This window comes from Nonomuraea rhizosphaerae, from assembly GCF_019396405.1.
Taxonomy (GTDB): Bacteria; Actinomycetota; Actinomycetes; order Streptosporangiales; family Streptosporangiaceae; genus Nonomuraea; species Nonomuraea rhizosphaerae.
The window spans coordinates 1-1,691 of sequence record NZ_JAHKRL010000517.1 but is presented as its reverse complement, the minus strand read 5'-3'; the positions used below and the strand labels follow the sequence as shown (position 1 = coordinate 1,691).

At 67.7% G+C, this 1,691-nt stretch carries 4 protein-coding genes; all 4 read right to left on the bottom strand.

What is annotated here, in order from left to right; translation table 11 throughout:
• Positions 1–50: 50 nt before the first annotated feature.
• Complete coding sequence (locus tag KME77_RS26925; protein ID WP_308250923.1) at positions 51–581, bottom strand: GTP-binding protein; 531 nt, start codon at positions 579–581, stop codon at positions 51–53.
• A 28-nt stretch (positions 582–609) separates the two neighbouring features.
• Entirely contained in the window at positions 610–1,014 is a 405-nt protein-coding gene (locus KME77_RS26920) for a DUF742 domain-containing protein (RefSeq protein ID WP_246610817.1), read from the bottom strand.
• Positions 1,015–1,037: 23 nt separating this feature from the next.
• Positions 1,038–1,460, bottom strand: coding sequence for a roadblock/LC7 domain-containing protein (locus tag KME77_RS26915; protein ID WP_055507217.1), 423 nt, complete (start codon positions 1,458–1,460; stop codon positions 1,038–1,040).
• On the bottom strand, positions 1,457–1,691 hold a 235-nt coding region (locus KME77_RS26910), incomplete at its 5' end, for a hypothetical protein (RefSeq protein ID WP_219471740.1). The genes KME77_RS26910 and KME77_RS26915, both read right to left, overlap by 4 nt.

The window sequence follows — 1,691 nt, the reverse complement described above, 5'->3', positions numbered from 1 at the left end:
CGCCAGTGCCGCCGGGCCTCAAGGCTCGGCGGCACTGGCGTAGAGGAAGATCAGGCGGGTGTGTGCATGTGGCGCGTCAGCGCGTGCTCGACCAGCGTGATGAGCGTGGCCTTCACCGAGTCGCGCGCACGCGCGTCCAGCCGGACGATCGGCGTGTGCGGGTTCAGCGACAGCGCTTCGCGGATCTCCTCCTCCTGGTGGGGGAAGGCGCCGTCCCAGCCGTTGATGCCGATGACGAAGGGCAGCTTGGCCTCTTCGAAGTAGTCGATGGCGGGGAAGCTGTCGGCCAGGCGGCGCGTGTCCACCAGCACGACGGCGCCGATCGCGCCGCGGACGAGGTCGTCCCACATGAACCAGAACCGGTGCTGCCCGGGCGTGCCGAACAGGTACAGGATCAGGTCACGGTCGAGCGACACGCGGCCGAAGTCCATGGCCACGGTCGTGGTCGTCTTGTTGGGCGTGAGGGAGACGTCGTCGACACCGGCCGACGCGTCCGTCATCACCGCCTCCGTGGTGAGCGGCAGGATCTCCGAGACCGCACCCACGAACGTCGTCTTGCCCACGCCGAAGCCACCGGCCACGACGATTTTCGTCGAGGTTAGGCCGGGGCTAGAGCCTGCGAAGTCCACTGAGCACCCTTTCGAGCAAGTTGAGGTCCGGCTTACCCGCGTCCAGCGCAGGCTGGTGCACGCGGATCAGGCCTTCCGACGCCATGTCGGCGATCAGCACCCGGACCACCCCAAGAGGCTGCCTTAAGAGGGCGGAGATCTCGGCAACCGACCTGACGTTCCGGGTTAGCTGAATGATCGCCTGATACTCCGGACTTAGAAGTGAAATGTCTTGGTATTCCGACGTCAAGGAGGACACGAGAGCCTCCATGGCGAACTTCATCCGTGGGGCCGTGCGGCCCCCTGTCACGGCATACGGCCGCACCAGGGAGCTCGGCTTCTGCGGACGCGGAGCCGACGGATGCGGTGGAGTGCTATCACCAGCCCAACCCTGACCTGAAACCATGATCTTCTCCTGTCACCCTCCGGCTAGCGCGGGCGAGCCGCCTGCAGCTCGGCCCGAACAGCCGGGGTGAGCACCTGGCCCGCCCGCTCCACGAGCAGCGTCATCTGGTACGCGACCAGCCCCATGTCGCAGTCGGGCGCGGCGAGCACAGCGAGGCAGGAACCGTCGCTGATCGACATGATCATAAGGAGCCCACGTTGCATCTCGATCACGGTCTGGGTGACCATCCCGCCCTCGAACACCCGGGCGGCCCCCTGGGTCAGGCTGATCACACCAGAAGCGACCGCGGCAAGCTGGTCGGCCCGATCCTTGGGAAACCCCTCGGAGAAGGCCAGCGGCAATCCGTCGGACGACACGACCACGGTGTGCGCGACACCGGGCACGTTGTTGACGAAATCCGTGATCAGCCAGCTGATGCCACGCGCTCCCTGGCTCAGTTCTCTCATTGCTCCTCCTCATTGTCTTCTCCGCGGGTGAACGCGCGGCCCTGCCGTACGCCCTGCTGGAAGCTGGAGAGCCGGCTCCGCAAGCGCTCGGGAGAGATCTGGGGGGCCGGTGACGTCGGCGCGGGCTCGGCCAGGCTCGCCGTACCGGGCACCAGGTTGGCCTTCGGCACCCGCCGCGGCAGGCCGGAGGCCGTCGTGCCGCCCTGGGCCGGCGCGGCGGCGGCCTGCGCC

Bases quoted from the DNA above. Each gene is read 5' to 3' on its own strand.
- KME77_RS26915 (WP_055507217.1), bottom strand. From the start codon at position 1,460: ATGAGAGAACTGAGCCAGGGAGCGCGTGGCATCAGCTGGCTGATCACG.
- KME77_RS26920 (WP_246610817.1), bottom strand. From the start codon at position 1,014: ATGGTTTCAGGTCAGGGTTGGGCTGGTGATAGCACTCCACCGCATCCG.